A 26,173-nucleotide genomic window follows, 5' to 3' on the forward strand; every position below is an offset into this window, starting at 1 on the left:
GTACTTGTTACGAGGTTATAGAAGTTATGAACTTACACTCTAAAAATATTTTAATTCCCATACTTATCACGACAATTATTATAGATATTATGGGAGCAGGACTTGTTTTTCCAATTATGCCTTCGCTATTCTTTGGCCAATCTTGTGTCACATTTGGTGATCCAGGTGGTAACTTTCAAAACTGGTATTACTCTATAGCTTTGGCTTGTTGGCCACTAGGACTGATGATTGGTTGCCCAATAATAGGTGAGTTGTCTGATAAATATGGACGTAAGGTAATATTAGTTGTGGCTTTATCAACAACTTGTGTTTCTTATCTTTTATCAGCGTATGCGATATATTCACATGATTACTTATTATTTGTAGCTAGTAGATTTGTTTGTGGCTTAGCTGGTGGAGCTTTTGAAATTGCTCAAGCTGCGGTTATTGATGTATCCACGGAGGAGGATAGATCACGAAATCTGGGTTACATAACTATGGCGGCATCTTTAGGCTTTGTTGTTGGTCCAGTAATTACTAGTTTTGTATCAGTGATGGAAGTAAGCCATACAATACCATTTGTATTTGCTGCTGTCTTAGCATTAGTAAATATCACATTTATAGTTATTATCATGAAGAGAGATCTACCAAAAAATCCAGGTTTGGTTATTCAGCTGGGTACGATCTATAAAACTATATCTTTTCTACTATCAGATAAACGTGTGAGATTAGTTGGAGTTGTATATCTTCTTATTCAGTGTGCTTGGGGGTTTTATGCGCAGGGAGTAGCTCTATTCTTAAACCTAACATATGGTTATAATGTTTCTATGACAGGAGCATTTTATGCAGTGATGGGGTTAGCTACAGCATTAGCGAGTATTTTGATACAGCCCAAAATTTTTGCAAAAGTATCAAATCAAGTAGCTTTTGTGAGAGCTGCCGTTATTTGTGGTATCGGATTCATTCTGGTATCAATTATCTTTAATGAAATTGCACAATGGATGTTGACAATAGTTTTATCGGCTTCTCAACTTATATGTTATACAGCTCTTCTCTCAATGATTTCAGGGTCAGTATCTGATAAAGAGCAAGGTAAAGCTATGGGAGCAGCTGGTGCAGGTTTTGGTCTTGCATGGTTTTTAAATGATATTATGATGGGACACTTATCCTCAATATCGCCAAGTTCACCTATTACATTTGCTGGCTTTATGTATTTTATTGCTGCTATTATCTTTGTCTTTTCTATCAAAATCTTGCGTGAAAGGGTACAATAATCAGCATTAATTAAATTTGATTATTTTTCTTAAATGCAGCTAATCTCTCTTAAAAATGTAAGTTTAAACTTCGGCACTCAAATAGTCCTTGATAAGGTTAATTTAGAAGTTACAAAAGGACAAAGAATCTGTTTAATTGGACGAAATGGTACAGGCAAATCATCACTACTTAAAATTATTGAAGGTAATGTTATTCCAGATGGTGGTGAGATAATAGTTCATAATAATGCTATTGTTGCTAGTATGATACAAGAGGTTCCTAGTGATATCAGAGGAAGTGTTTCAGAAGTTATATTACAAGGTTTAGGAGAGCTCGGTGAGCATTTGATAGCATATCAGCAGACTTTAGTGTTAGATCCTGAATCTACTAAACTTGAAAATTTACATAGCTATATTGATGAAAAACATGGATGGTCATACTTAAATGATGTTGAAGTTTTGGCTTCTAAACTTAATCTTGATTCAGCTGCCTCTTTTAAAGATCTATCTGGGGGGATGAAAAGAAGAGTTATTCTAGCAAGAGCTTTGATAAAAAAACCAGACTTACTTTTATTAGATGAGCCAACAAACCATTTGGATATTGACTCAATCAGCTGGCTTGAAGAATTCTTAGCAAGCTTTACTGGCGCGATACTTTTTATTACGCATGACAGGAAGTTTCTAAATAATGTTGCTAAAAGTATTGTAGAACTTGATAGGGGACATTTATATTCATTTGATGGTAACTATACGAGGTTTCTTGAAAAGAAAGAGCAGATTCTAGATGCACAAGAAAAAGCAAATAGCGAGTTTGATAAAAAGTTAGCTCAAGAAGAGGCTTGGATTCGTCAAGGTATCAAAGCAAGACGTACCAGAAATGAAGGGCGTGTTAGAGCACTAGAACAAATGCGTCGTGATAGACAACAGCGTAGAGAAAGTATTGGAAAAGCTGATATCAAAGTGGCTCAAGCTAATAAATCTTCCAAGAAGGTTATTCAAGCTGACAATATTGGCTTTGAGTATGAAGGTGACTTTTTATTTAAAGATTTCTCCACTGAAATTCAAAAGGGTGATAAGATTGCAATTATTGGTCAAAATGGTTGTGGTAAAACAACCCTATTAAATTCGCTGCTCGGATTGGATAAACCTACGCAAGGTACAGTAACTTTAGCTGATAATATTAAAATTGCATATTTTGATCAGTTAAGGGATCAGCTAGATGAGTCTTTGAGTATAATTGACAACGTTAAAGAAGGTTCTGATTTTATTAATATAGATGGTAAGGAAACTCACGTAATTACATATTTACAAAAGTTTTTGTTTACTCCAGAGAGATTACACTCTCCCATTACACACTTATCAGGCGGCGAAAAAAATAGATTATTGTTAGCTAAGATTTTATCAAAGCCTAGTAATGTTATTATACTTGATGAGCCAACCAATGATTTAGATATTGAAACTTTAGAGATTCTTGAAGAAATGCTTATAAGCTATCAAGGAACTGTAATTATTGTCAGTCATGATAGAGAGTTTATAAATAATGTTGCAACTAGTACTATAGTTTTTGAGAATGGTAATTTGCAAGAATATATTGGTGGCTATGATAGTTGGGTAGCACAACGAAAGCAACTTGTGCAGCCAGTCAAAGAGACAAACAAAGCTCCACAGTCAAAAAATAAATTAACTTATGAGCAAAAAAAACAGTTACGTAATTTACCAAGTCAAATAGAAAAGCTAGAAGCAAATATTGCTTTGATTCAACAGCAAATGGGAGAGTTGGATTTTTATCAAAAGTCACAAACACAGCAAAATGAAATTCAGCAAAAACTTGATACTTTAAATACTGATCTTGAAGGTAAGTATCTTTTATGGGAAGAGCTTTTAGAGCTAGAGTAGTTTTTATAGTCTTAATTTACTCATATTTTGATTTCTAATTTTAACTTAATGATACTTGATATGCTATCATTGTATTATAGCTAATTTTAGAACAAATACTTCATGAGGACTTATAAGCGCGATATTCATGACGCTGCAGAAGAAAAAAAAGTTTTAACATTGACCGCTTTGGCAGAGTTTGCTGAAAGGTATGGTTATTATGTGGTTCAATCATTATTAATATTTTTTCTTATTGAAAAATTTAATATCTCTCAAGAGGTTTCTGCCTCACTAGTGGGAACAACATTGGCTATGATTTATATTTCAGCTATTGTTGGTGGCTATATTGCAGAAAGTTTGTTGGGGTATTATAGGTCGGGGTTACTCGGTTCCTTTCTTATGTTAGTAGGATTCTTTCTTTTAGCATCAACAGTAAGTCAGGCTGCACTATATCTAGGATTAAGTCTGGTATGTATAAGTAGTGGCTTAATAAAATCTAATATGGCGGCATTTATTGGAAGATTTTATGATCGTTCATCTTACGATCATACTAGAAGGGATTTTGGTTTTAATGTATTTTATATGGGGATTAATCTAGGTGGTTTTTTAGGATTAGTCTTAGCGATGTCTCTTAAAGATCATTTTGGTTATGATGCAGCATTCTACAGTAGTTTAGTGGTAAGTTTTGGAATGCTTATTTTATTATCAGTAGGCTATAAAATAATAGATAAACATTTACTAGATGTCACAATTAATCTGACAGTTATTTTAAAAGTTACTGTAATTTTATTTGTATATATAACTTTATTATTTTTTATATTTCAGTTTCCTGAAGTTGCAAACTTTTCTGTATTAGGATCCTTATTCGTTTCTCTAATTATCTTATTTATATCTGTTCGTAAGAGTAGTTTTACCAAGGTCTTTGTAGCAATGATATTCTTCGGATTGTCTATTATTTACTGGGCTTTATATTTCCAGATGTTTATAAGCTTACTACTATTTACTGAGTATACGGTTAAACAATACTTATTGAATTCCAGTCAGATATTAAGTGTGGTTTCGGTAACAATTTTGTTATTTGCTGTTGTTATGGGTAAACTCTGGATATATCTCGGTCGTAGAAACATTATGACTAATGATATAGATAAGTTTAATATGGCATTTGTGATAATGATTTTAAGTTTTCTTATAATAGAAATTTTTATCTATGCTACTCCAGGAGTAGATAAAGTATCTCCATTTGCATTTATTATTGGCTATTTTTTCATAGGAATATCTGAGTTATGTATTTCTGCGATAGGTTTATCATTGGTGACTAAAATAGCACCTAAAGGTTTTGTTGCTTTATATATGGGGATATGGCTCATTACATTAGGCATTGGAGGTAAGTTAGGTGGACTCTTATCTAGCTATTTCTATGTTCCAGAGAGTAATGTAGTTCTTGCTAAAGCAAATATTTCAGATGCATTAGATACTTTTGTTGTAATTGCTGTATTAACTTCTTTGTTTATTGTTTTGGTTAGAAAGTATGTTAATAGGAACGCTACATAGCATGGTTTAAGAAGAAATGGTTTAAGTTTATTTAGTTTCCCAAGTATTTCTAAGAGTAACAGTCCTGTTAAATACTAAATTTTCATGACTACAATCTTTTGAATCAGATATGAAGTAGCCAATTCTGTTAAATTGAAAGTGTTGCTCAGGTCTTATATTTTCTAGAGATTTTTCTACTTTAGCATTTTTAATAATCTTTAGAGAATCAGGGTTTAGTACATCTTCAACATTATCGAAGCTTGCAGGGTTCTCGTGATTAAATAGTCTGTCATATACTCTGACTTCAGCATCAATACAATTGTTTGCATCAACCCAGTGAACAATACCATTTGGTTTTACACCATCATCAGGTTTTTTACCGCCTAAAGTTTCGGGTAAATAAGAACATACTAGTTCTGTAACTTTACCTTCATCATTAGTTATAACTTCCTTACATTCGATTACATAAGCATTTAGAAGTCGTACCCTACCGTTTGGGCTAAGTTTTTTCATACCTTTTTCTAGTTCAAAGACAAAGTCTTCTCTTTCGATATAAATATCAGAAGATATAGTTATATCTCGACGACCAAACTCAGGATCTTGTGGATGGTTTGGTACATTTAACTCATGAAGAGGCATGTCTTGGATGCTCACCTTTATAGGATCTAAAACTGCATTTTTTCTTAGAGCATTTTTGTTAAGGTCATTTCTAATAGATTCTTCTAAAACAGATATATCTATTATTGAATCTTGCTTAGATATCCCTATCATGTCACAAAAATTACGGATAGATTCTGGAGTATAACCTCTGCGTCTAAAACCTTTGATTGTTGGCATACGTGGATCATCCCAATCATTGACAAGATTGCTATCTACAAGATATTTTAGTTTTCTCTTACTTGTTATAGTGTAGTTTAAGTTTAGCCTTGAAAATTCTATTTGCTGAGGCCTTTGTTGAAATTCAGTTTCTTCGATAACCCAGTCATAAAAAGGTCTTTGATCTTGAAACTCTAAAGTACACAGAGAGTGAGTAATACCTTCTATGGCATCTTCCAGTGGGTGAGCAAACGCATACATTGGATATATACACCATTTATTTCCAGTTTTTGGATGGTGTGAGAATTTTATTCTATATAGAGCAGGGTCTCTAAGATTGATATTACCAGAAGCCATATCTATCTTAGCACGCAGTGTTTTACTTCCTTCAGCAAACTCACCATTTTTCATTGCTTCAAAAAGCTTGAGATTCTCATCTACACTACGTTCTCTATATGGACTATTTTTACCAGCTTCTTTTAGTGTGCCTCGATATTCACGTACTTCTTCTGCTGATAGGTCGCAGATATATGCTTTACCTTTTTTTATGAGTAGCACAGCTAATTCATACATTCTATCGAAGTATTCTGAAGCGAAACGAGGCTCATTTTGCCATTTGAAACCTAGCCACTCTACATCATCTCTTATTGCATTAATATATTCAATATCTTCTTTATCAGGATTAGTATCATCAAATCTTAGGTTACATTTACCTTCAAACTCCTCAGCTACACCGAAGTTCAAGCATATAGATTTTGCATGTCCAATATGAAGGTAACCATTTGGCTCAGGAGGAAAGCGTGTTAGAACACTAGAGACTCTCTTTGTTCCAATATCTTTTTTGATTATATTTTTGATAAAATTAGTTTTATTTGCTTTAGTTTCATTATTCATTTTGTCAAAGAAATTATTTACTTAGTAAATTTAAGTAATAGTTTACTTTATTACAAAAACAATAACATATTTTTTTGAAAAAAAAGTATATACTGGATATAATTTGCAGTTAAAATCTAAATGCTTCGCAACATAGGAACTTTCATTATGGATCCTTCAACCATAGACGATAATAAATACTTATATACAATCAAGGAAGTACACAGAAATTTATCACTAGATGAATTAGCTCAACATGCCAAAGAGAATAGTGGTTTTGTTGGCTGCGAAGGCAAAACTCTAGTCGTTGACAGTGGAGATGTTAAGGGCAGACTTCCTGATGATAAGTATATCGTTGAGACCAAGTATGCTAAAAAGAATATATGGTGGAACGAGAATGGATCTGATAATAAAAGATTAAAAAGAAAAAGTTGGAAGTTAATAAAACAGAAGTTTCACGAGGATGTTTCAACGAAAGACATTTTTGTTGTAGAAGGTTATTACAACCATGATGAAAAAAATACAATTGCTGTTCGTTTGATAACAACTCAAGCATCTGCAGCATATTTCTTTAAGTTAATATCAATAGCTCCTAATCAGCAGCAATTAGATGAGTTTGAGCCTCAATGGGTAATTATGCACTCTCCAGAGACAGAGATTAGTGATTATGTTGAGATAGGTTTAAACTCACCTAAAATTATCGCTACAAATCTGAAACAACGTGAAAGCATACTTGTTGGGACGTTGTATTTGGCAGAGATTAACAAGGTTTTGTTATCTGTTATGAGTTATTATTTGTCCTTGAATAATATTGGTGTTTTTTATTGTGCAGTTGGTGTTGATGACGAAGCTAATAGCTCTATGTTTTTTGGATTATCAGGGAGTGGTAAGACAACTTTGGCACTAGATAATAATAAAAGACTAGTAGCTAATGAAGCTATAGCATGGACTGAAATGCGAGGAATATATAGTTTAGAGTCTGGCTTAACTATCAAATCAGCAAGTTTTAAGAAAAATGATGGACGTATAAAAAAAGCTCTTCAAGGTAACTTATTAATTGAAAATCCTAATTTTGATGACAGTCAAAATATTATTTTTGGAGAGAAATCAAAGTCACAAAGTAACACATACGTAACTTTCCCGAGAGAAAATTTTGAAAATATAGTAAATACAAATGATCCAAGTAAAATAATTTTTCTTGTAAAAGATGCCAAAGGAGTTCTGCCTCGAGTAGCTAAACTAAGTAAAGGTCAGGCAATTTATTATTTCTTATCAGGTTATACATGTACCTCTACAGGCATTGAGGCTGGAGTTACTGAACCTAAGCCAGAATTTTCTTGTTGTTATGCGCAACCATTTTTATTACTCAAGCCAACTCGTTATGCCAATATCCTACGTCAACGTTTGAAGCATAGTGATGCCAAAATATATATGATTAATGTTGGTTGGATTGATGGTGATTATAAAACTGGTAGACGAGTGCCTGTCGAAGAAACAAAAATGATTGTAAACTATCTTTTGACGGAGCCAGAAAATGTCAGTTTTAAGTTTGAACGACAAAAGTATTTTAACTTTAAAGCTTTGACTTCTATTTATGATAATGATGAAGTTATGCATTTAAAAAATATATGGGAAGATCAATCTTCATACAAGAAACAATATAAATCTCTAATTAAGAGTTTTATCAAAAACTATGAGCAGTTTGAAGATGATGATTTCGCTCTTAAATACAAGAAATTTGAACCAAGTATATAGATACTAATTTTCTCTCTATAAAAAACATAATATATCGATTATAATAGCGCCAATACACAGAAATTTTTTATTATATGTTAATTTATCTTTTTAATTGGTTAAGTCATTACTATAAAGGTCTAGAAGTTTTTAGCAGTTATGTATCTGTAAGAATTATAATGATTTCCATAACTTCATTGTTAATAACGCTTTTTCTCGGTAGGCCAATGATTAGATGGTTGCAGAAAATGCAAATTGGCCAAGTTGTAAGAGATGATGGACCACAAAGTCATTTTTCTAAGAGAAATACACCAACTATGGGTGGAGTTTTAATTCTTTCTTCTGTTATCATATCGGCTTTACTTTGGGGGAATTTGTCTAGCATATATCTATGGATTTTAATTTTAGTAGTTATCTTCTTTGGAGCTATTGGTTTTTTTGATGACTACTTAAAACTAGTTCTTAAGCATCCAAAGGGACTAAGGGCTAAGCACAAATTTGCTTTACAATCTGTTTTCTCAGTTATATTGGCTATAGTTTTGTTTTATCTTTTGGCTAAAAATGGACAAATGAGTCTTTCAATACCTTTTTCTAAGAGTCTATATATTCCTATGGGGATCTTTCTGTTTGTGATTTTGACGTTTTTCATTATTAATGGAAGTAGTAATGCTGTAAATTTAACTGATGGATTAGATGGTTTAGCGATAGTTCCTGTAGTTCTTGTTGCTGCAGGATTAGGTATTTATGCTTATATTGAAACAAATAGTATATTAGCTAACTATTTACTTTTCCCGTACATCGACAATAAAGGACTTGTTGAGGTAGCAGTTTTTTGTGCGGCTTTATGTGGGTCGGGCTTAGCATTCTTATGGTTTAATTCGCACCCAGCAGAGGTCTTCATGGGTGATGTAGGCTCATTGACGTTAGGTGCTGTTTTGGGTGTGATTGCTGTGATGATTCGCCAAGAATTGATATTTTTTATTATGGGTTTGTTATTCGTTATAGAAGCATTATCTGTGATGTTGCAAGTAGGATCATATAAGCTTAGAAAAGGTAAAAGAATTTTTAAAATGGCACCTATCCACCACCATTTTGAACTAATGGGCTGGCCTGAGACAAAAGTTGTAATACGTTTTTGGATATTCTCTTTGATACTTTTCTTAATCGGTTTGATAGCTATTAAGGTTAGGTAATGTTCAATTTCTATTTTGATGATAAAAAAATATCTAAACTACTTATGGTTGGTTATGGCTCTACAGGTAGGTCTGTTTGCGATTTTTTAGCTAATTTTATTGATCTTTCAGTTGATATCTCACAGAACGATAATGATTTTATAAATTGTGATTTAGAACAATATGATTTAATAACTGTAAGTCCAGGTATTCCACTTAATAAGTCGCCGTATAGAGTTTTATCTAAATTTAAACAAAAAATAGTTAGTGATGTTGATCTGTTTTATCAATCAATTAGAAACACTAAGGCAAAAATGATAGCTGTTACAGGATCGAATGGGAAAAGTACTATCGTCACAATGCTTGATTTTGTTTTAAGAGACTTAGGCTATAAAAGTATCCTTGTTGGTAATATTGGTACGCCACCCCTCAATAAGATTGGTGAGAGATTTGATTACTGTGTGGTTGAGGTTTCGAGTTTTCAAATAGATTTGTTTAATAGTGTAGAGTTTGATTTAGGGTGTGTGATTAATGTATCACCTGATCACTTAGATAGATATAACAATTATGAAGAATATAAACAGTCGAAGCTAAATTTAGCAAAATTTAGTAAAGATTTTTTTGTTTATGATGTGCATAACAATGGTCTTAAGTATGCTGGTGAATATCAGATAGTAAGAGGCTCTATCTATAAAAATGCGACGAAGTTGTTAGATATAGATGAGACAAATCTTTTCGGAGAACACAATTTAGAGAATATTATAGTTATTCTCAATATTTTTGATAGATTTGGTATAGATGCATTTAAGGTAGTAAATTCAGTTAAAAAGTTTAAGGGGCTTAAGCATCGTTGCGAAGTTGTCAAAAAAACAAACGGTGTTACTTATATCAACGACTCAAAAGGTACAAATGTTGGAGCTACTATAGCTGCACTAAATAGTATTACTAATTCGAAGAATATTATATTGTTATTAGGCGGTGTTGCTAAAGGTGGTGATTTTAATCTAATGAAAAAATCTTTAGACAAGTATGTTAAATACATTTGTGTATATGGTCAAGACAAGGAATATATAGAGAATTATATCAAAGATCTATGCCAGTATCAGATTTGTAATGATATGAAAGATGCATTTGACTCAGCTAATCAAAAAGCTCGGAATGGTGATACTATTCTTCTATCACCAGCGTGTGCAAGCTTTGATGAGTTTAGTGGATATGCGGAGCGTGGTGATGTATTCGAAAGATTAGTTGCTAAGCTAAAATAAAAAAATGGGAAAATGTAGTGCTATATAGATTAAAGCTTTTATTAAGTGGTCAAAATACAAAAAAAGAACGTGTTAGAGCAAAGCTAGAAATAGATATTTCAATAGTTTTTGTAATGTTAGGATTGCTAATTTTTGGTTGGGTAATGGTTACATCTGCTTCTATGGTTGTTGCGTTAGATGATTACAATAATCCATATTTTTATTCTATTAGACAAGGATTTTTTGCAGTTATTGCAATATTTCTTTTCTTATTGGCACTGTTGGTACCTACTAAGAATTATGAGAAAAACTATAATGCTTTTTTCTTTATAATGCTTATAGTATTGGTAGCTGTTTTGGTTCCAGGTGTAGGTAAAAGTGTAAATGGAGCCAGACGTTGGATACCTCTTATTATTATCAATATCCAAGTTGCTGAGTTAGCTAAGCTTTTAGCAATTATTTTTTTCTCTGGGTATATAGCTGAAAATTTACCTAAAATGACTAATTTTAAAGAAGGTATTCTTACGCCTATTACATTACTGGGATGTATTGCAGTTTTGTTGCTTATGCAGCCTGATTTTGGATCAACTGTAGTTATTTCAATATGTGTTATGGGGATGTTGTTTGTGTCTGGTAATAAGGTGCGGTGGTATGGTCTACTTATAGGAGCGATGCTTATCATGGCGACTATGCTTGTGATTATATCGCCATATCGAATGCATAGGATTACAGGATTTCTTCATCCGTGGGAAAACGCGAATGGTTCAGGTTATCAGCTTGTGCAGGCTCTTATAGGCTTTGGTCGAGGCGGTTGGTTTGGTGACGGATTAGGTAATGGAGTTCAAAAGCAATTTTTCTTACCTGAAGCACATACGGATTTTATAACATCTGTGATAGCTGAAGAGATAGGTGTTATAGGGTTGATGATTTTACTCATGGTATATTTATTTATAGTATTTAGGGCTATGAATATTGCAAAAATGGCTTTTGAGCTAAAAAGATATTATCAAGCATTTCTATCTTATGGGATAAGTTTTTGGATTGGTTTTCAGGTTTTTGTTAATATTGGTGTTAATACCGGATTGTTACCAACAAAGGGTCTTACTTTACCGCTTATAAGCTACGGCGGTAGTAGTTTACTTATTATGTGCTTTACACTTGGTATTCTAGTAAGGGTTGACTTTGAAAACAAACTCTTAGCGGATACTATCAATCCAAAATATATATATAAGAAAGTAAGAAAATAGTTGTAACAATTAATAATATTTTCTTTTGAAGAGAAACATTTTAAATTTCGCTAAATTGTTCTGGTTTATCCTCTTTGTTTTCAAATAAGAATTTTTGCATTTCGTCTTTAAGAAACTCCTTAGCTTTTGAATCCATTAAGTTTAAACGATATTCGTTGATTAAAATTGTTTGATGAGCTAACCAAGCCTGCCATGCTTTATTTGAAATCTCAGCATGTATTTTTTTACCAAGTTCACCAGGTAGTGGTTGAAATGGGATGGCATCTAGTTCTTCATTATATTTTTTGCATAAAATTTTTGTCATTATTCACTCCTTTGAATATTTAAATACATCTTTTAGGTTTTGGAAGTCCTGCTAGTTTTGCAGCTTGTACAGCAGGCGATACAGGAAATAGTATCTGTAAGTACAAACTATTGCCTATTTTTTCTCCATATTTTTCTTTTAGGGCCTTTACAAGTTCTCTTATAGCCGGAGACTTCTTATTTTGTTGATAAAAGTCGCGTAAGAAGTTGATGACTAGCATATGCTCATCTGTTAGTGATATGTTTTCATCATTAGCCATTTTAGCGCAAAAATTGACATCCCAACTGTCAAAGTCTAATAAAAAGCCTTGCTTGTCTATGTTGTAGTTATCCACAAATATGGTAAAATTTCATACTAGTTTTTATTATCTGACAATTATAGCAAACAAGAGTAATTGTTTTAATCCATAAAAAGGCATATTTGATGAAAGTTACATTATATACTACTAAATATTGTCCATATTCTTTGAGAGCAAGAATAGCTCTAGCAGAAAAGAAAATGGCAATGGATATTGTTGAGGCAGGAGATTTGGAACCAAAGGTTGTGAAAAAAATTTCTCCAAATGGTATTTTTCCTGTTTTAATGGAGAAAGACTATAGTATAAATAATAGAAAAGCATTATTAATATACATAGATGAGAGATTTCCGGCTCCAAGTCTACTGCCAAGTGTTGTTAATGATCGTATTAAGATACGCCTTTCTTTGGACAAAATTGACAATGAGTGGTATCCAGTACTTGATGAAATTAGAAAAAATAAAGAAAATAAAGCTAAGTTGAAAGCAATTTTTAAAGATCTTAAAGAGAGTTTATTAGCTATGGAAAAAGCTTTTTCGGACTCTGACTATTTCATATCCTCAGGTTTTACACTTGCTGATTGTTACATAGCTGCTTTAATTATTTGTTTAGAAGCAGAAGGTTTTGTAATTGATGAAGAGTATGGGTCAATTTTTAATTATAAGAAGCGTGTTTTTGCAAGAGATTCTGTCAAAAAAGCCAATTTAAAAGGTGGAGCTGGAGAGTCTTTGCTAAAGACTCTAAGAGCTCATCGATAGGATATAATAATTATGTGGTATCAAGGTTTTATAGATTTTGTATTTTTTGTTTTGAGTACAATCTTGGTTGTAATAGCTATTGTTTTTGTTGTAGGTAGCTTTTTTTCTTTACTCGCCAAGGCAAAGCAAGAAGTTGCAAAGTTAGCTAAAGGCAAGCTTGAGATAAATAAAATAGGCGATGAGTATAGATCTACTAAAGAGCAGATTTTAGGAACTATTCTTGATAAAAAAGAATATAAAAAGTTTGTTAAAGAGCAGAAAAAAGTTGATAAGCAAGAAAAGCCAGAACAAAGAAAGTTTGTTATCAATTTTAAGGGAGATGTTCACGCATCTCAGGTTGAAAATTTACGCAATGAAGTAACAGCAATTTTAGCAGTTGCGAAACCTGAAGATGAGGTTGTGGTCAGAGTTGACAGCCCTGGTGGTGTTGTTAATGGCTATGGTTTTGCTGCGGCTCAGTTGGAGCGTATTAGACAAGCAGGAATAACTTTGACAGTTTGTATTGATCAAGTTGCTGCTAGTGGTGGCTATATGATGTCGGCTGTTGCTAATAAGATTATTGCTGCACCTTTTGCAATAGTGGGCTCAATCGGTGTTGTTGGGACAGTTCCTAATGTCAGAGAATTACTTGAGAAAAATGGTATCAATGTTGAAATGCACACATCAGGTGAGTTCAAACGTACGCTTACAACTGTTGGTGAAAATACAGAGGAAGGGCGTAAGAAATTTAAACAAGATTTGGAAAATATTCACGAACTATTTAAAAAGCATATCTTGGCATATCGTCCGAGTTTGAATATACACGAAGTAGCTACTGGAGAGTATTGGTTTGGTAAAGATGCTTTAGGTTTAGGACTAGTTGATGAGATTAGAACTTATGATGACTATTTGATTGAGTTATTAAACAATCATTATTCTGTTTATGAAGTCAGTTATGTTAGGAAAAAGGATAAAGGACTAATAAAATCTAAGCTTGCTATGATTAAAAAAACTATTACAAGTTTTTTGTATGCACGTAAAATAATATAGGGCGAAAGTGTTATCTTTAGATATTCATCAACAACTTCTTGATAGTTTTTTTGAACAAAAAACTAAGAAAATGCTTCATCATGCTTTTATTTTTAGAGTTAAAGATGCTGTGTTACTAGATGGTTTTATAAGTTCCTTGTGCCAGCTATTGTTGGGTCAGAAGGTTGTAGACTATAAAGAATCTCCTTATATAAGTATAGCTGCTATAGAGAATGATGAAATTAAAGTTTCAGAAATAAAAAAGATAACCAAAAACTGTGAGTTAACTGCGCATAATAATTTATGTAAAATAATTATAATTGAAGAACTTGATTTCTTAAATGAGTCTGCAGCTAATGCTTTATTAAAAACATTAGAAGAGCCTTCAATAGGCACATTCTTTTTGATGTTTACCAAAAATTATACTGATATTTTGCCTACAGTTAAAAGTAGATCTTTAGTTTATGACATTAAATTTAGCCAAAAAGATAAATATAACTATTTAAAGTATACATTTGATATGTCTCAAGAAGCAGTTGAGAAATCATTGTTGATGGCTCGTGATGATGTGAATATTGTAGCTAAAATCAAGCTTGAACAACATTTTTGGACTCTTAGAAATAATCTAATGAAGGTTTTGGTTAAGCAAACAAACCTTAATGTGTTTTTGAAAGAGGTTAATCCACATTTTAGAGATGTTTTATATTGGTTAACGAGTGTAATAATTGATGCTTATAATTATAATCTCGATGAGCAAGCTAGTATTGCTAATTACGATAAATTGGCAGTTATAAAATACCTCTCAGCTAAGTTTACAGATGATTACATATATAAGCTTTATTATAAATCATTGGAAGCAAAGGGTTATTTTGCAAACTTTAAGAATGTTGATAAAGAATTGGTTATAGAAAATTTAATATTAGAAATTATAAAATAGGTGAAATAAAATGGATGTTAAACAACAACAAAAATTAAAAGCTCAAGCACACTCATTAAAGCCCGTTGTCCTAATGGGGGAAAAGGGCCTTACTGAGAATGTAATGTTAGAAATAGATTTGGCTCTAGCATCACATGAGTTAATTAAAGTAAAGGCAGGACGTCTACCGAAAGAAGAAAAACAAGAAATTGCAGCTGAGATTGTTAAAGCTACAAAATCTGAGATTGTGCAAATTATAGGGAATATTCTGGTGTTATATAGACATAATCCTAATAAGAGTAGAAAGTAATAGTAGTTATTTTTAATAGACTTCACTTAATTCAATAACTTATTTTTAGTACTATAAATATTTTAAAAAATTCTATAAAATTTAATTTATAAGTCTTTTCTGGATCTATTTGATAATGAAAAAAAAGATTAGTTTGATTTTTATAGTAATTCTGGGTCTAGCTTTGTACTCGTGTTCAACGATGTCCAGTGACGAGTTCGTTTATTTAGGTCATCCGAAGTCTTTAAGTGAATATCACATATACTATGATAAAACTCAAAATTTATATATGTTTGTTGATACTAAAGGCTGTTTCTACAAATCTGAAGAGTCTGGAACATGCTTTGCATTAGATGAAGATGAAACAAAATACTTCCTTGATAATGTGCTACCTAAGATGATAACCGCTGAGAATAAGATCTTAAAGTATAAGCAAAAGCTTTTAAAGTATATGAAGGAAACAAATAAAAAATCTATTAAAAAAGCTGTGAAGATAAACTATGAAGTTAGGCCTGTGAAGCAGATAGATATTGATAACCATAAGGAGTATCATTTAGTTAATCAACAGTATAACCTTGAAGCTAATTTAGTAGTTATAGAAAATGATGATGACATCTTGGTCTTATATTCTGTTAGAATTCCAGAAGCTATGAAAAGACAAAAAACACCTAATAAACCATTCTTGCTTGATCCTGAGTATCTGAAAAAAATCATGAACAAGGATTTTATAGCACGAGCAGAAAAATATCATTTAAATAAAAAAGCAGCAAAAAAAGCTAAGCAAGAAGAATTCAATAACTTTTTAAACAATGATATAGATATATAGAAATGATAAATATTGCATTATATGAACCTGAGATTCCACCCAACACTGGCAATATAATTAGATTATGTGCAAATGTAGGTGCTAAATTACACCTGATTGAGCCATTAGGGTTTAAGTTAGAAGATAAGCAACTTAGAAGAGCTGGTCTTGACTATCATGAGTTTGCAGATCTTAAGATTTATAAAAATTTTGATGAGTTTTATCAGAAAAATAAAGAAAATAAGATTTGGGCGTGTACAACAAAAGCGAAGCAGTACTATCATCAAGTAGATTTTGATAGTGATGATATTTTACTTTTTGGTCCAGAAACAAGAGGTTTACCAGCCGAAGTTTTAAGAATGCTTGAACAAACTCAGCTCAAGATTCCAATGCATGAAAACAGTCGTAGTTTGAACTTATCAAATTCTGTGGCAGTAGTTTTGTATGGAGCATTGAGTAATATAGGCTTCGATAAATTAGGCCTTTTGTAGTGAAACTCTATAGCTAATAATATTAGACAAATATTAGTGTTTATTTGAGCTATTTGGTTAAAGTTTGTGAAATTTACTGATTAATAAGTTTCTTTTTAAATGGTGAAAGACCAAAAGATATAAATGAAACAATTACTATAGCAATTCCAATCATTAAGAAAAGGCTGGTATAGGTATTTAGAGATAGAGTGAGGGTTTCTGAAGATACTTGCTGTTTACTTATCGCAGTTAATTGAGCAACTAATCCACCTAAAATCGAAGCAAATGCCAAGAATACCCACCACACTCCAATCATAAAGCCATTAACTTTAGCTGGAGCAAGTCTACTAAACATTGATAGTCCAATCGCGGATATTAGCAATTCCCCTAGTGCTTGAAGTGCATAACTACCAAATAGCCAGTATGATGAGATTACACCACTATGAGCTGTAAATTTAGAAACATACAGTAGTATGAAAGACAGGCCTATTACAAGTAACCCAGTAGAGAATTTGCTATATACATTTAAGCTAAACTTCGTGTTATTAGAGTGTACATAGTACATCGCTAAGATTGGACTTAAAACAAATATCCAGAAAGGATTAAGTGCTTGGAATGTCTCCGGTGCTATTATAAATCCTAAAATTGAATGATCTGTGTTTTTGATAGTAAAGAGGTTTATTGATGATGCCATTTGTATGTATGATATCTTATATACTATAGCTTCACACATTAGTATCAAAGCAAGCATCATCTTGTAGAAGTAGCCATCTTTCTTGTATAAAAATGCTAAATATATATAGATAAGTAGACAAGCAATAAAACTCAAAATGACTATTAATTTTGCTAAGAATAGATACGCAAGTAGAGCTTTGACTATATATATCATAGCAATTACCCCTATTATTACCCAGAATAAATAACTTAATCTAAGCTTTTGGGCACCTGCGTGAGTAGATATATGCTTCATTGTGAAACCAAAGCCTACAAAAGTAGCTATAGCAAAGATCAAAGCTATAGAGATAACTACAAAACTTGCAGAGTAACCATAATGTTTCGCAATCGTTGGAATCGCTAAGCTACCAAGTAGTGAGCCTAAATTTATAGCCATATAAAAAAGAGTGAAAGCATTGCTGATTTGTCCGGAGTCGCTTTTTTCATAACATTTTGATAGCAGGCTTGTAGGATTTGATTTAAATAAACCTGTACCAACACATATAAAAGAAAGCCCCCATAGTGTTGATTCCTTATCCCCGATCGTTAGAAGTACGTAACCACTTAACAAGACAATAAGTCCCAGAACAATGGTTCTTTTCGCCCCAAGAATTGCATCTCCAATATAGCCACCTAATACTATAAAAGCATATACTAGTGCTGCAAATGCAGCATAGGTCGCAATTGCCGAACTTTCACTTAATTGAATGCTACCACGTTGTAAATAAACAACTAAAATGGCAACTAAAGCCTGATAGCCAAATCGCTCCCATATCTCTAACATAAAGATAGTATAAAAAGCCTTTGGTTGTTCAAAGATTTTTAACATAAGTTTGTTTCCAGTTATTTCTACTTAATTTTGATAGTAGCGATTGAGGTTAAGTTTAATGAGCATGAAGTGATATTTATCTCTACATTCTTTCAGGAATAGAGATTCCCAACAAATCTGCTGCTGTAGTCATGGCTTTTATTGTTGCCATACATAATGCTATTCTTGATTTTTTTAGTTGCTCATCTTCAATATTCATTATAGGGCAGTTTACATAAAACTTATTAAAGCTATTGGCTAGAGAATATGCATATTCACAAATATGATGAGGTTGGGAGTTTTCATAAGCACGAGATATTGCAATAGGGAATTGTATTAACTGTAGTTGCAGTTTTTCTTCATGTTCATTAGCGGCTTTTGCTATTCTATATTCTTTAGCTAAAGTATTAATGTTGTAGTTCTCGCCGAAGATCTTTCTCAAAATAGCTTTTGCTCTAACGGTTGTATATAGTAAGTATGGCCCTGTTTTGCCTTCATATTGGGCGAATTTTTCTAAATCAAAAATGTAGTCATTAGAGTAGTTGTTAACTAAATCACCAAACTTAATGGTTGCCATAGCTACTTGATTAATGATATTTTCATCCTTCTCCTCAGGCATTCTTTTGTGAGCATACTCTTTTGCTTGAGATATTAGATCTGAAAGGTGCATTACGCCACCTTCACGTGTTTTAAATGGACGACCATCCTTACCATTTACTGTACCAAACGCAACGTGTTTAAGTTTACATTCTTCATTAACGACTTTTGTTCTCTTAGCTACACTAAATACTTGCTTAAAGTGAAGGGACTGTCTTTTATCCACTACATAAATTATTTCATCGGGATTTAAATCTTTAGCACGCTGCCATAGTGTTGCAAGGTCTGTTGTACCGTACATCACACCACCATCTTTTTTGATAACTATAAGAGGAGGAATTCCTTCCTTATTGGTGTCAATGACCCATGCGCCTTCATCTTCATATATGAAATTATTCGTTTTAAAATAGTCAATCATTTCATCTACGAACTTGTTCGCATCACTTTCACCAAGCCATAAGTCAAAATGGACATCTAAACTATCAAAATCTTTTTTAATAGCTTCTATAGATATTCTCACGAAATGCTGCCATAGAGCTACGTAGCCTTTACGGCCTTGTTGAAGTTCAAAAGTTGCTTGTCTTGCTTTATCCATTTCAGTTATATCTGATTTGCATCTTCTTGACGCTCTAGGATATATTTCCGCAAGTTCTTGAACTGTTACAGGAGAGCTTTTTGGATACTCACCGCTATAGTTCTCATCAAAGTATACAAGCTCTGGGGATTCTAGTTTTATTTCTTCTATTAGCATGCCCATTTGTGTGCCCCAGTCACCAAGGTGAACATCTGATATTACATTATCATTGTAGAATCTGTGTATTCTTTGTAGCGCATCTCCTAAAAGTGCTGATCTAATATGTCCAACATGCATTGGCTTGGCTACGTTTGGACCTCCAAAGTCTAAAACTACTTTTTTTGATTGGGCATTAGTTTGTACGCCAAATTTAGGTGAGTTGAGAAATTTGTCAGTTGTACTAGCCAGAAATTTATCTGATAATGATATGTTTATAAATCCAGGCCTAGCTACTTCAAGTTTAGAGAAAATATCTTCTCTATCAATTTGCTCTATTATCTCTTGGGCTATTATTAGAGGAGCTTTCTTAGCAAATTTAGCTAGTGGCATAGCACCATTGCATTGAAAGTGGCCCACGCCTTCACGAGTAGATGTTACAACTTTAGCAAAAGTTTGAGAGTACCCTAGCTTTTCAAATGCTTGAGCGAATATGTCTGATAAATAGTTTTCTATATTCATTGAAATAGTCCAGTTCTTTGTTTTAGAAGTTACCGTCTTTAAAATTAAAAATGGAAAAATTAAGTAAATGTAGATATAATATCACGGTTATTTTTAAAAACTCAATAAAATTAAGGCTTTTAAAGGTCAAATATGCTAAAGGGGATTCACAGGTATTTACTAGTATGTTTAGGTACTGTAGCGTTTACAGTGCAAGCGCATGCTGCGCGAATGATTAGTAAAAATCCTATCAAAGAAGATTGGAAGTGTGAAATTGTAGATGGTCAATGGAGCTGCAAAAGAGCAGAAAAGCCGAAGAACGTTTTTGATAAAGAAATTAGTGCAGCAGAAAAAGAGAAAGCTTTAGCTGATGATTTAGCGTGGGTTAAGAAACCAGAAACTTTTGTGGGAGGTTATTATAGTAATGACCCTCAGTTTACTCAAGCACTATGTGCTTCAAAGAAGACTGATCTTAGTTATGAAAATTCAGAATTTGACAATGACGGTACATTAATTGCTTCTGGTAATGTTCAAGTTCTTCAGTGTGATCAAGAATTATATGGGAATAATGCCATAGTAAATCTAACTAGTGATAATAGTGCAATTAGATCAATGGTCATGACAGGTGATGTTATTGCTAAACAACCATCTACTGGGATCGTAATTAGGACTAAAGAGCTAGACTCTGATATGACTAATGGTACTTATAGTACTGGCGAAGCTTACTTTAGAATGGCACGTGAGACACCTGATACTAGAATATATAATAAAGAGAACTTTACTGGTTATTTGCGCGGTTATGCGAAAACTCTTAAGAAAGAGGAAGATGGTAATATAATGCTTTCAGATGGTTATATTACTTCTGGTGGACCATATGATAATGCTTGGAAAATAACTGGTAGTGATATCGATATCGATACTAATACAGAGATGGCATATGTTAAAAATGGCTTCTTCAAAATAGATGATGTGCCAGTGATGTATATACCATATTTCTCACACCCGATAAATGATAAACGTAAATCTGGATTCTTATTCCCAGGTTTTGTTCAAAATAGTAATTCTGGCATAGGGGTTTCAGTACCATATTATTTCAACTTAGCACCAAACTATGATTTCTTACTTAATAACGTTATTTGGTCAGAAAGAGGTATTATGGAGAATGGTACATTCCGTTACATGACCAAATACTTTGAGGGACAGTTTGAAGGGTCGTTAGTTCCATGGGACTTCAAAGAAGGAAGAATGAGGGGAGCGTTCGATATAACCACGACAGGTAGTTATGCACTTGGCGATGGAACATTATCTACAAATCTAATATATGAGTATGTTAGTGATGAGAATTACTATAATGATTTCTCGTCAGGTAATGTTGATTTGGTTACAAAGACACTATTAACTAGACAATTTGACCTTAACTATGGTAATGAATATATAGACTCTGGGATAACAGTCCTAGATTATGGAGTTGTAAATCCAGCTATTGACTTAGCAAATATACCTTATGCTAAACTACCAGAAGTGAGGTTTAATATAACTTCTGATGGCTATACTCCTGATTATGTAACTCTTAGTGCAAATACTCTTAATACGTACTTTTATAAGTCTCCTTGGGAAATAAATCCTGCTGCTGGTCCTGAGAGAGGAACTAACGTGAGTGGTTTTAGATCTTATGAAGCGCCAAAGATCAAGGGTAACTTTAATAATGGTTGGGGGTATTTTAATCCATCTTTAGAACTACCTATTCGTTATTACCAGCTTGATAGAAAATCATCTGATACAATTAAGTTTGATAATAGTACAGTTACAAGTGTTTTACCTATATTCAATATAGATGCGGCTGCTTATTTTGACAGGGATTATACAACTGAAAGTGGCTCTTATACTCAAACAATTAAACCGAGATTATTCTACACATATATCCCGTATCAGAATCAAACGGATATTCCAATATTTGATACAAGCATGCAGAATGAACAATATATGCAGATGTTCCAGGTAAACAGATTTACTGGGTTTGATAGAATCAATAATGCTAATCAGTTAACTTATGCATTAGAGACTTATACAACGAGCCAAGACGATGGAAGTACTTTAGCTTCTGCTAAAATTGGCCAGATGGCATATTTTGAGGATAGAAAAGTTAACTTGTGCCAAGGTGATGCAAAATGTCCATATCCTGGAATGGAAGATAAGTATGCGAATGATATGTTTTCTCCGATTATGTCATCTTTTGAATTTCAGGTAATTAAAAATATTTATTTGTCAGCACAAATTAACTATAGGCTTCAAACATCAAAGTTTGATTATCAAGTCTATCAACTATCATATAAAGATGAGAATGAAAATATTTTCAATATTTCTTATAACAGTATAGAAGATAACTGGAACTCTATTACACAAGAGCAAATTAATAATGGACAGACTCCACAGCCTCAGGAGACAATAACGTTATCTACAATATTAAATATTACAGATCACTGGGGTGTTACAGCGTTGTGGAACTACAACTTTAAACAGCAGCAAATATCGAACGTATTTGCAGGTATTCAATATAATGCTAAATCTTGGGCTATTAGGGCTATGTGGCAGGCTAGTTCATATACTAACGAAGATCCTAACAATCCACAAAAGTTAGCTGATTTGACAAGTACATATATGTTAGAGTTCGAATTAAAAGGTCTTGGAGGTATTGGGGATACTAGTAATCTATCTTCACGTTTACAACAGATAAACGGTTATAAGGTTGGTGAATGGGGAGAAGGTATATAATGAAGAGGTTACTGTCTTCAGTTACTATAGTGCTATTAACTACTTCTGTGGGATTGTCTGATATTTCGTCTAGTTTGTTTCAAAATTCATTTAATTCTAGTATTAGTGCACCAGCAGATTCACCAGAAATGTCTGAAGATAAAAGACATTTAGTTAATAAGACAGTAGCGATAGTTAATAGTAAGCCTATTACTTCTTTTGAACTGGATCGAGAGGTAGCAAAGCTCGAAGCTATGAATCCAAATGCAAATTTTAATTCTGATTCATTACAAATTAGAAGGGAAGCTTTGCAAGAATTAATAGCTCAAAGCGTTTTGTTACAATTGGCTGAGCGAAATAATATTGTGGTTTCTAATCAGCAGCTTGACTCTGCAATAAAAGATATAGCTGCAAAAAATGGCGTTTCTGTTGACTCTCTCAAATTAAATATTGAAGCATCAGGCATGTCTTTTGATAGCTATAAGAAAAGAATCAGAGAGCAGCTTATGGTGAGCCAATTACAACAACAAGCTATTTCACAACAAGTATATGTTTCTCCGGAGGAAATCCAAAAATATATTAAAAAGCATCAAGAGCAATTCGATAAAGAAATGGCTCCTGTTAAGCTTTATACTTTAAAAAATCTGATTGTGGCTCTACCAGATTCAAAAAAAGCACGTCAAAAGAAAATAGATTTATTTAAGAAATTAGCAATTGCTGTTAATAAAGGCTATATTGACTTTTCTGAAGTTGTTAAGCAATTTTCTCAAGCTCCTAATGCCACTTATGGCGGTATTGTTAGCCAACAGGTAAAATTTGATTCAATACCTAGTATTTATAAAGAGTATGTAAAAGATTCGAAAGAACATCAAGTATCTGAGCCTTTTATAATAAACCATACTCTACAAATGATATATGTAGACAACATTGATGAAAAAGCTCCGATGCTCAGTAAAAAAGTTACTAAGTATTATGTTTATGCTATTGAAATAAAGCTAGATGGTGGCATGACAGAAGAGGGAGCTAAAAGCTCCTTAGATCGAGCTAGGCTTGCTATAGAGAGTGGTCAAAGTTTTACAAAGGTTGCTTTAAAGTATAATCAAGATTATGATCATGCGAATGGTAGGTTTAGATGGGTTTCAAGGTTAGATAGTCCACCTGTCATACCACCAGCAGCGTTTTCAAAATTAGAATCAATGAAAAAAGGAGAGGTTTCTGAACCTTTTCAGGCAGATTCTAAGACTTGGATGATTATCAAATATACTAAAGTAAAAGAACATGATGCGGCAGAGGAGCTTAAAGAACAGAAAGCACTGGAAGCAATATTCTCTGAGAAAGCCCAAGAAGTATATAAGACATGGTTAACCTCTATGAAGGATGATGCTTATATTGAAATATTAGAAAGTGATTTAAAGACACCAGAACTTTATTAAAATGCAATATAAAACAAAAGCTAAAAAATCATTAGGTCAAAATTTTCTGCAAGATGAAAATATAATAAGAAAGATAGTTCAATTAGCGAATATTAAAAAAAATGATATGGTGCTTGAAATAGGCCCTGGTTTAGGAGCATTGACTCGCTATATACTCACATACTCTAACCATGTAAGTGTAGTTGAGTTTGATGCTAGTGTCATTGATACTTTGTTACAAAACTGTCAAAAATATGGCAAGCCAAAAATTTTTAATGAAGATTTTTTGAAATTTAACTTAGATACCCTCAGAGTTGAACATCAGCAAAAAATAAAACTTCTTGGTAATTTGCCCTATAATATCTCATCACCAATATTGTTCAAAGTGATTGAGCAAAGCGACAAGATTATAGATGCTCATTTTATGCTTCAGAAAGAAGTTGTCGAGAGAATTATATCTCAACCGAACTCTAAGTCTTATGGGAGGCTATCAGTGGTTTTACAGTATCATTTTGATTGCAATATGATAATGAAAATTCCTCCTGAAGTGTTTTATCCTAAGCCTAAAGTTGATTCGGCTATTTTACGTCTTAAACCAAAAACTGATAAACTGATTATTAATGATTATCACTTTTTTGAAAGTATTGTTAAACAAAGCTTTGCGCAACGCAGAAAAACTCTGCATAATAATCTTAAAGGTATATTAAAAGAACTTAATGTAGATCCTAGTACTTTGCCCGTAAATACAAAGTTAAGAGCGGAAAATTTAAGTGTGGAGGATTTTGTTAGTTTAGCAAACTTTTTGAAATAAGGTGTAAGATAAATGGCTACATATGTTATTGGTGACGTACAAGGCTGTTACGATGAGTTGCAATTGTTGTTGCAAGATATAAAGTTTAATAAAAATAAAGATAAACTTATTTTTGCAGGAGATATTTTAAATAAAGGACCTAAGTCTCTTGAGACAGTTGATTTCATAATGTCTTTAGGAGAGTCAGCGCAAGTTGTATTAGGTAATCATGAGATATTATTTCTGGCTATTAGCTATAACTACTTGCCGTCAAGTAGTAAAAATACTTTCGATGATATTATTAAAGCTAATAACTTAAGAGAAATTCAAGAGTGGTTATGTAATCAAAGCCTTCTAATCAAAGTAAATGATACTTTTGTTGTTCATGCAGGAATTCCACATATTTGGTCGCCTAAAAAAGCTCTTAAAAGAGCTAATGAAGTAGAGTTTGTATTAAGAAACATAACGACTAGAAGGCTTTTATTAGCTAATCTGTTTAATAATGAAATGGAAAAGTGGAATAAAGAGTTAGAGGGTATAGATAGATGGTTGTGTATACTTAACTACTTTACTAGAATGAGAACTGTAGATAAAAATGGAAGATTAAATCTTAAGTTCAGCTCAACAATTGATCAAATCCCACAAAGTTTTAAACCATGGTTTAAGATCAAACATAAGAAATTTGAAAATAAGTATAAGATAGTTTTTGGTCATTGGGCAGCTATCAAAGGAGAAACAAAAGATAAAGGTGCTATAGCTTTGGATACAGGTTGTGTTTTTGGTGGTCGACTAAGTTGTTATTGTATAGAAACGCATAAGCACTATAGTGTTAAAGCTTTGAAAAGCTATAAGGATGTTTAATATGGATATTTTACTCATTAACGGTCCAAACCTTAATCTATTAGGTAAGAGACAACCTCATATTTATGGTAATAAGACTATTGAGGATATTAATAATGAGTTACTTAAAATAGCACAAAATAATAATGTAACTGTTGATTTTTTCCAGAGTAATCATGAGGGAGAGATCGTTGATAAAATTCAACAATCAGTATCTAAAATAATAATTATAAACCCAGCTGCATATACTCATACAAGCATTGCAATACGCGATGCTTTTTTGGCTATAGATAAGCCTTTTATTGAAATACATTTGTCGAATATATATAATAGAGAAGAGTTTAGGACTAAGTCGCTTCTATCAGATATTGCTCATGGATGCATATTTGGGTTTGGGCCAAACGGATATACATTAGCGCTAATAGAAGCAATTAACTATATTAATATGAAAGGAGAGTAGAA

The 26,173-nt window shown here is 32.6% G+C and carries 23 protein-coding genes; 18 read left to right on the forward strand and 5 right to left on the reverse strand.

Annotation, left to right across the window (positions count from 1 at the left end):
- The first annotated feature begins 26 nt into the window (after positions 1 to 26).
- The 3 genes from FQ699_RS02770 to FQ699_RS02780 all read left to right on the forward strand — a co-directional run bounded on the left by FQ699_RS02770 (position 27) and on the right by FQ699_RS02780 (position 4,658).
- Positions 27 to 1,253 (forward strand): MFS transporter, encoded by a 1,227-nt coding sequence (locus tag FQ699_RS02770; RefSeq protein WP_146421034.1) that lies wholly within the window; start codon positions 27 to 29, stop codon positions 1,251 to 1,253.
- Between the two features lie 33 nt (positions 1,254 to 1,286).
- Complete coding sequence (locus FQ699_RS02775) at positions 1,287 to 3,128, forward strand: ATP-binding cassette domain-containing protein (protein WP_146421035.1); 1,842 nt, start codon at positions 1,287 to 1,289, stop codon at positions 3,126 to 3,128.
- 102 nt (positions 3,129 to 3,230) lie between these two features.
- Positions 3,231 to 4,658, forward strand: a complete 1,428-nt coding sequence (locus FQ699_RS02780; protein WP_146421036.1) for a peptide MFS transporter — start codon at positions 3,231 to 3,233, stop codon at positions 4,656 to 4,658.
- A 27-nt stretch (positions 4,659 to 4,685) separates the two neighbouring features.
- Here FQ699_RS02780 and FQ699_RS02785 read toward each other — a convergent pair whose 3' ends face one another.
- On the reverse strand, positions 4,686 to 6,347 hold the full coding sequence (locus FQ699_RS02785) for a glutamine--tRNA ligase/YqeY domain fusion protein (protein ID WP_146421037.1): 1,662 nt from the start codon (positions 6,345 to 6,347) through the stop codon (positions 4,686 to 4,688).
- 147 nt (positions 6,348 to 6,494) lie between these two features.
- On the opposite strand from FQ699_RS02785, the gene FQ699_RS02790 reads away from it, so the two are divergent.
- From FQ699_RS02790 to ftsW, 4 genes are all read left to right on the forward strand, one after another.
- Entirely contained in the window at positions 6,495 to 8,081 is a 1,587-nt protein-coding gene (locus FQ699_RS02790) for a phosphoenolpyruvate carboxykinase (ATP) (protein WP_146421038.1), read from the forward strand.
- A gap of 74 nt (positions 8,082 to 8,155) precedes the next feature.
- A complete protein-coding gene (mraY, locus tag FQ699_RS02795) occupies positions 8,156 to 9,253 on the forward strand; it encodes a phospho-N-acetylmuramoyl-pentapeptide-transferase (RefSeq protein ID WP_146421039.1) in 1,098 nt (365 codons plus the stop codon).
- The gene (gene murD, locus FQ699_RS02800; RefSeq protein ID WP_146421040.1) at positions 9,253 to 10,497 is read left to right on the forward strand and encodes a UDP-N-acetylmuramoyl-L-alanine--D-glutamate ligase; all 1,245 of its coding nucleotides are present in this window, start codon (positions 9,253 to 9,255) and stop codon (positions 10,495 to 10,497) included. Before mraY ends, murD begins: the two co-directional genes overlap by 1 nt.
- A 17-nt stretch (positions 10,498 to 10,514) precedes the next feature.
- Positions 10,515 to 11,723, forward strand: a complete 1,209-nt coding sequence (gene ftsW, locus FQ699_RS02805; RefSeq protein ID WP_013923546.1) for a putative lipid II flippase FtsW — start codon at positions 10,515 to 10,517, stop codon at positions 11,721 to 11,723.
- Between the two features lie 40 nt (positions 11,724 to 11,763).
- Here the strand turns inward: ftsW and FQ699_RS02810 are convergent, their stop codons facing one another.
- Together FQ699_RS02810 and FQ699_RS02815 are read right to left on the reverse strand one after the other, a co-directional pair.
- Positions 11,764 to 12,027 carry an oxidative damage protection protein gene (locus FQ699_RS02810; protein ID WP_013923545.1) on the reverse strand — a complete coding sequence of 88 codons (264 nt, stop codon included), beginning with the start codon at positions 12,025 to 12,027 and terminating at the stop codon, positions 11,764 to 11,766.
- A gap of 19 nt (positions 12,028 to 12,046) precedes the next feature.
- The gene (locus FQ699_RS02815; protein ID WP_041263830.1) at positions 12,047 to 12,361 is read right to left on the reverse strand and encodes a TusE/DsrC/DsvC family sulfur relay protein; all 315 of its coding nucleotides are present in this window, start codon (positions 12,359 to 12,361) and stop codon (positions 12,047 to 12,049) included.
- A gap of 86 nt (positions 12,362 to 12,447) precedes the next feature.
- On the opposite strand from FQ699_RS02815, the gene sspA reads away from it, so the two are divergent.
- The 6 genes from sspA (at position 12,448) to trmL (ending at position 16,589) form a co-directional block, all read left to right on the forward strand.
- Entirely contained in the window at positions 12,448 to 13,080 is a 633-nt protein-coding gene (gene sspA, locus FQ699_RS02820) for a transcriptional regulator SspA (protein WP_440137195.1), read from the forward strand.
- A gap of 12 nt (positions 13,081 to 13,092) precedes the next feature.
- A complete protein-coding gene (gene sohB / locus FQ699_RS02825) occupies positions 13,093 to 14,109 on the forward strand; it encodes a protease SohB (RefSeq protein WP_146421041.1) in 1,017 nt (338 codons plus the stop codon).
- Positions 14,110 to 14,116: 7 nt separating this feature from the next.
- Entirely contained in the window at positions 14,117 to 15,025 is a 909-nt protein-coding gene (locus FQ699_RS02830) for a DNA polymerase III delta subunit-related protein (protein ID WP_146421042.1), read from the forward strand.
- A gap of 10 nt (positions 15,026 to 15,035) precedes the next feature.
- Positions 15,036 to 15,314, forward strand: a complete 279-nt coding sequence (yhbY, locus tag FQ699_RS02835) for a ribosome assembly RNA-binding protein YhbY (protein ID WP_146421043.1) — start codon at positions 15,036 to 15,038, stop codon at positions 15,312 to 15,314.
- 115 nt (positions 15,315 to 15,429) lie between these two features.
- A complete protein-coding gene (locus FQ699_RS02840; protein WP_146421044.1) occupies positions 15,430 to 16,119 on the forward strand; it encodes an FTN_0109 family protein in 690 nt (229 codons plus the stop codon).
- 2 nt (positions 16,120 to 16,121) lie between these two features.
- Entirely contained in the window at positions 16,122 to 16,589 is a 468-nt protein-coding gene (trmL, locus tag FQ699_RS02845) for a tRNA (uridine(34)/cytosine(34)/5-carboxymethylaminomethyluridine(34)-2'-O)-methyltransferase TrmL (protein ID WP_146421045.1), read from the forward strand.
- A 73-nt stretch (positions 16,590 to 16,662) separates the two neighbouring features.
- Here trmL and FQ699_RS02850 read toward each other — a convergent pair whose 3' ends face one another.
- Both FQ699_RS02850 and argS read right to left on the reverse strand, forming a co-directional pair.
- Positions 16,663 to 18,111, reverse strand: a complete 1,449-nt coding sequence (locus FQ699_RS02850) for an oligopeptide:H+ symporter (RefSeq protein ID WP_146421046.1) — start codon at positions 18,109 to 18,111, stop codon at positions 16,663 to 16,665.
- A gap of 82 nt (positions 18,112 to 18,193) precedes the next feature.
- Positions 18,194 to 19,939: an arginine--tRNA ligase gene (gene argS / locus FQ699_RS02855; RefSeq protein WP_146421047.1), complete on the reverse strand. Its 1,746-nt coding sequence runs from the start codon at positions 19,937 to 19,939 to the stop codon at positions 18,194 to 18,196.
- 132 nt (positions 19,940 to 20,071) lie between these two features.
- On the opposite strand from argS, the gene FQ699_RS02860 reads away from it, so the two are divergent.
- The 5 genes from FQ699_RS02860 to aroQ are packed head-to-tail and all read left to right on the forward strand — an operon-like array spanning position 20,072 to position 26,171.
- Entirely contained in the window at positions 20,072 to 22,690 is a 2,619-nt protein-coding gene (locus tag FQ699_RS02860) for an LPS-assembly protein LptD (protein WP_146421048.1), read from the forward strand.
- Positions 22,690 to 24,102: a SurA N-terminal domain-containing protein gene (locus FQ699_RS02865; RefSeq protein ID WP_146421049.1), complete on the forward strand. Its 1,413-nt coding sequence runs from the start codon at positions 22,690 to 22,692 to the stop codon at positions 24,100 to 24,102. Before FQ699_RS02860 ends, FQ699_RS02865 begins: the two co-directional genes overlap by 1 nt.
- 1 nt (position 24,103) lies before the next feature.
- Positions 24,104 to 24,892, forward strand: coding sequence for a 16S rRNA (adenine(1518)-N(6)/adenine(1519)-N(6))-dimethyltransferase RsmA (gene rsmA, locus FQ699_RS02870; protein ID WP_146421050.1), 789 nt, complete (start codon positions 24,104 to 24,106; stop codon positions 24,890 to 24,892).
- A 12-nt stretch (positions 24,893 to 24,904) separates the two neighbouring features.
- A complete protein-coding gene (locus FQ699_RS02875; protein ID WP_013923532.1) occupies positions 24,905 to 25,732 on the forward strand; it encodes a symmetrical bis(5'-nucleosyl)-tetraphosphatase in 828 nt (275 codons plus the stop codon).
- 1 nt (position 25,733) lies between these two features.
- Entirely contained in the window at positions 25,734 to 26,171 is a 438-nt protein-coding gene (gene aroQ / locus FQ699_RS02880; protein ID WP_146421051.1) for a type II 3-dehydroquinate dehydratase, read from the forward strand.
- Positions 26,172 to 26,173 lie beyond the last annotated feature (2 nt).

Origin of the sequence: Francisella salimarina (assembly GCF_007923265.1) — a bacterium.
In the GTDB taxonomy this organism is placed as follows: Bacteria; Pseudomonadota; Gammaproteobacteria; order Francisellales; family Francisellaceae; genus Francisella; species Francisella salimarina.

Coding starts and splice junctions, on each gene's coding strand:
- rsmA (WP_146421050.1), top strand. CDS start 24,104: ATGCAATATAAAACAAAAGCTAAAAAATCATTAGGTCAAAATTTTCTG.
- aroQ (WP_146421051.1), top strand. CDS start 25,734: ATGGATATTTTACTCATTAACGGTCCAAACCTTAATCTATTAGGTAAG.
- FQ699_RS02865 (WP_146421049.1), top strand. CDS start 22,690: ATGAAGAGGTTACTGTCTTCAGTTACTATAGTGCTATTAACTACTTCT.
- FQ699_RS02775 (WP_146421035.1), top strand. CDS start 1,287: ATGCAGCTAATCTCTCTTAAAAATGTAAGTTTAAACTTCGGCACTCAA.
- yhbY (WP_146421043.1), top strand. CDS start 15,036: ATGGATGTTAAACAACAACAAAAATTAAAAGCTCAAGCACACTCATTA.
- sohB (WP_146421041.1), top strand. CDS start 13,093: ATGTGGTATCAAGGTTTTATAGATTTTGTATTTTTTGTTTTGAGTACA.
- FQ699_RS02780 (WP_146421036.1), top strand. CDS start 3,231: ATGAGGACTTATAAGCGCGATATTCATGACGCTGCAGAAGAAAAAAAA.
- FQ699_RS02790 (WP_146421038.1), top strand. CDS start 6,495: ATGGATCCTTCAACCATAGACGATAATAAATACTTATATACAATCAAG.
- FQ699_RS02850 (WP_146421046.1), bottom strand. CDS start 18,111: ATGTTAAAAATCTTTGAACAACCAAAGGCTTTTTATACTATCTTTATG.
- FQ699_RS02840 (WP_146421044.1), top strand. CDS start 15,430: ATGAAAAAAAAGATTAGTTTGATTTTTATAGTAATTCTGGGTCTAGCT.
- FQ699_RS02875 (WP_013923532.1), top strand. CDS start 24,905: ATGGCTACATATGTTATTGGTGACGTACAAGGCTGTTACGATGAGTTG.
- FQ699_RS02810 (WP_013923545.1), bottom strand. CDS start 12,027: ATGACAAAAATTTTATGCAAAAAATATAATGAAGAACTAGATGCCATC.
- argS (WP_146421047.1), bottom strand. CDS start 19,939: ATGAATATAGAAAACTATTTATCAGACATATTCGCTCAAGCATTTGAA.
- FQ699_RS02785 (WP_146421037.1), bottom strand. CDS start 6,347: ATGAATAATGAAACTAAAGCAAATAAAACTAATTTTATCAAAAATATA.
- murD (WP_146421040.1), top strand. CDS start 9,253: ATGTTCAATTTCTATTTTGATGATAAAAAAATATCTAAACTACTTATG.
- FQ699_RS02770 (WP_146421034.1), top strand. CDS start 27: ATGAACTTACACTCTAAAAATATTTTAATTCCCATACTTATCACGACA.
- trmL (WP_146421045.1), top strand. CDS start 16,122: ATGATAAATATTGCATTATATGAACCTGAGATTCCACCCAACACTGGC.
- mraY (WP_146421039.1), top strand. CDS start 8,156: ATGTTAATTTATCTTTTTAATTGGTTAAGTCATTACTATAAAGGTCTA.
- FQ699_RS02860 (WP_146421048.1), top strand. CDS start 20,072: ATGCTAAAGGGGATTCACAGGTATTTACTAGTATGTTTAGGTACTGTA.